Origin of the sequence: Carboxydocella sp. JDF658 (assembly GCF_002049395.1) — a bacterium.
Classification (GTDB): Bacteria; Bacillota.
The window spans coordinates 1-2615 of record NZ_BDLR01000124.1; the positions used below are offsets into that span (position 1 = coordinate 1).

At 29.1% G+C, this 2615-nt stretch carries 1 protein-coding gene and 1 rRNA gene; both read right to left on the bottom strand.

Going from position 1 to position 2615, the window contains the following annotated elements:
• Nucleotides 1-167: 167 nt before the first annotated feature.
• Nucleotides 168-2300, bottom strand: a complete 2133-nt coding sequence (locus JDF658_RS12675; RefSeq protein ID WP_079907908.1) for a DEAD/DEAH box helicase family protein — start codon at nucleotides 2298-2300, stop codon at nucleotides 168-170.
• A gap of 216 nt (nucleotides 2301-2516) precedes the next feature.
• Nucleotides 2517-2615 (bottom strand): 5S ribosomal RNA (gene rrf, locus JDF658_RS12680); the annotation flags it as partial.

Here is a 2615-nt window from a genome sequence, read left to right on the forward strand (position 1 = left end):
ATTCTCATCTTTATCATCCCCTAGATATTTTTTAATCGTTTCTTTATATTTTTCTTTATAATGTCCTTTTCCTGAAGATTCAAAAAATAATAGTTCACACAATATTTTTGCTGTTACTTCATCTTCATTCATTTTATTGCTTATAGCATTAAGTATTTTAGTTATGTTCATTCAAATTTACCTCCATATAATTGATTTAGCTTATAAAGAGCTTCAGCATTATTCAGAGCATTTTTTGCTATTTCTTTGGCTCGAATTAATTCTTTATTTAATATTTTTAGCTCAATTTCTCTAAACTTATCATCTTCATGTTTTTTTTGATTGGGTACAACTATAAAATCATAAATTCTTGCAGTTTTCTTTTCAGGAGATTGTCTAATTACACGTCCTATTCTTTGAATATACTCTCTTGGATTACCACTACTTGACATAATAATAGCCGTATGTGCACTAGGTATATCTATTCCTTCATCTAAGCATTTTATTGCTGCTAACACTTGAAGATTTTTTTTCTTGAAATTTTCAAGTATATACTCTCGTTCTGAAAGACCATTATATTTTTCTTGCTTTATTGTACCTTCTTTTTCAGTAAATTTATGTGCCTTTATTCCTTTTTTTGCTAATATCGTCATTACTTGATCAATTTGTTCCGGTGATGTAAATATTATTGCATTATCAATTTCTGTAAGTTCGTATAATATTTGTTCTAAAGCATACAATTTTCGACTAGCATTCTTAATGATATTTGATCTAATAAATAGTAAATTCTCAAATGATTTTTCTATATCTATTTGGTCATATTTTCCATTTATATATTTAATAAGTTTTTTGGTTTTATTATAATAATCCTCTAATTCTGATTCCTCTAAATTTACAATAACTGGATAGTAGTAGTAATTAGTTAAATATGTTCTCCCAGTCTCAGGATTTATGGTAGTCAATGCTTGTTCTATTGAAAACTCATATACTACATCATTGAAATACTTATATAAAAATTTAGTACCTATTTCATCATACCATCTTCTAGGAGTAGCACTTAGCCCTAATCGAAAATCATACTCATCAATTAAACTATTACGTGTTTTTATTGCCCCTAAGCCATGTGCTTCATCTCCAATAAATAACATCTTACTTCTATTTTTATACCTCTTTACTATTGAAATAAAGTCGTTACTACTAACAGTAGCATGTGTTGTAAAAATTATAAGATTCTTAATCAATCCCTGTGATAAATCAATTAATGAATCAACTAATTGGTCTTTCCATTTCTTATTAGTTCCATCAGCTATTATTTGCTTATCAAATTGTATCTGTAACCTTTCAATTTCATTTTTCCATTGTAAGGATAACGTATTTTGTGGACATGCAATGATAATTGCAATTTGTTTTTCAATTTTCAAAACTTCTAATATGCATCCAATTGCTGTTCTGGTCTTTCCCGTTCCAGTTGCCATTTCTAACATTCCTAGATATCCATTATTAATCCATTTTTGAATTGCATCCTTTTGATAATCAAAAAAATTTAACTGAACCATTGTTTTTGTATTATAGTTTTTGTTTTCTATATATTCTTTAACTAAATACAGATCACCTCTATATCTCTGTGTTTTTTCTATCCAGTGATTTTTTATTGCAATTGGCAGTTCATAAATTTTAACTTTATTTCGAGTATTGTTCCAATAGGATTCAAATTTATTTATATCAATTATTGCATATTTTCTTTCATCATCTAACCAATGTCTATATACTTTAAATTCCTCTATATTTTTTATCCATGCATATGCCGTTTCATTTATAGAACCACTGAATGTTAAAATATCACCATTTATATCTTGCAAAATACCAACTTTTTGGTGAAATATTCCTTGCTTTTCTATATCTTCTGCTGTTAATATTTTGTTTTCATCATCCAAAATAACAGCAATTTTTATTTCTAATTTTTCTTTTGCTATCATCCATCCAAATGTATCGAAATGGTCTCGTTCTAACTCATATTCGATTCTCTCTATATCTTCAGAAAGTAATTTAGTTAAATAGAACTCCGGTTCATTAAGCGCTTTTTTTATGGTTTCTACATCTTCATATGATAATTTAGGTGATACAACTAGTCTCATTTTCCCATTATTCTTTATTAATCCTGCAATACCTCTAGCTGCCAATGCTAATGCAGTCGATGAAAAGAAGCCTGCAAGCCTATCATACCTTACTGTATCTAACAATACTGGTATATAGAATTCATTTAATACATCAATATCACTAGAATCATATCCCTCCCTAATATTTAAGTCTCGAAAAGCCATAAATACCACCTTCACCTAACGAAATAAATTGTATTACTTATATATATTACTACAAAATTACAATAATTCCTTTATATATTAGTGTAAAATTTTATAGTCATAGAAAAATCCTACAAGTTCTTTATTTGGTGAACCATAAACAAACGAAAATAATAAATATTAAGTTTTATAACAAAAACAACCCACCAGGCTTCTACCTGATGGGTTGTCTTCTCTGTCCGGCAGCGACCTACTCTCCCAGGACCCTGCGGTCCAAGTACCATCGGCGCTGGTGGGCTTAACTGCCGTGTTCGGTATGGGTACGGGTGTTGCCCC

Coding starts and splice junctions, on each gene's coding strand:
- JDF658_RS12675 (WP_079907908.1), bottom strand. CDS start 2,300: ATGGCTTTTCGAGACTTAAATATTAGGGAGGGATATGATTCTAGTGAT.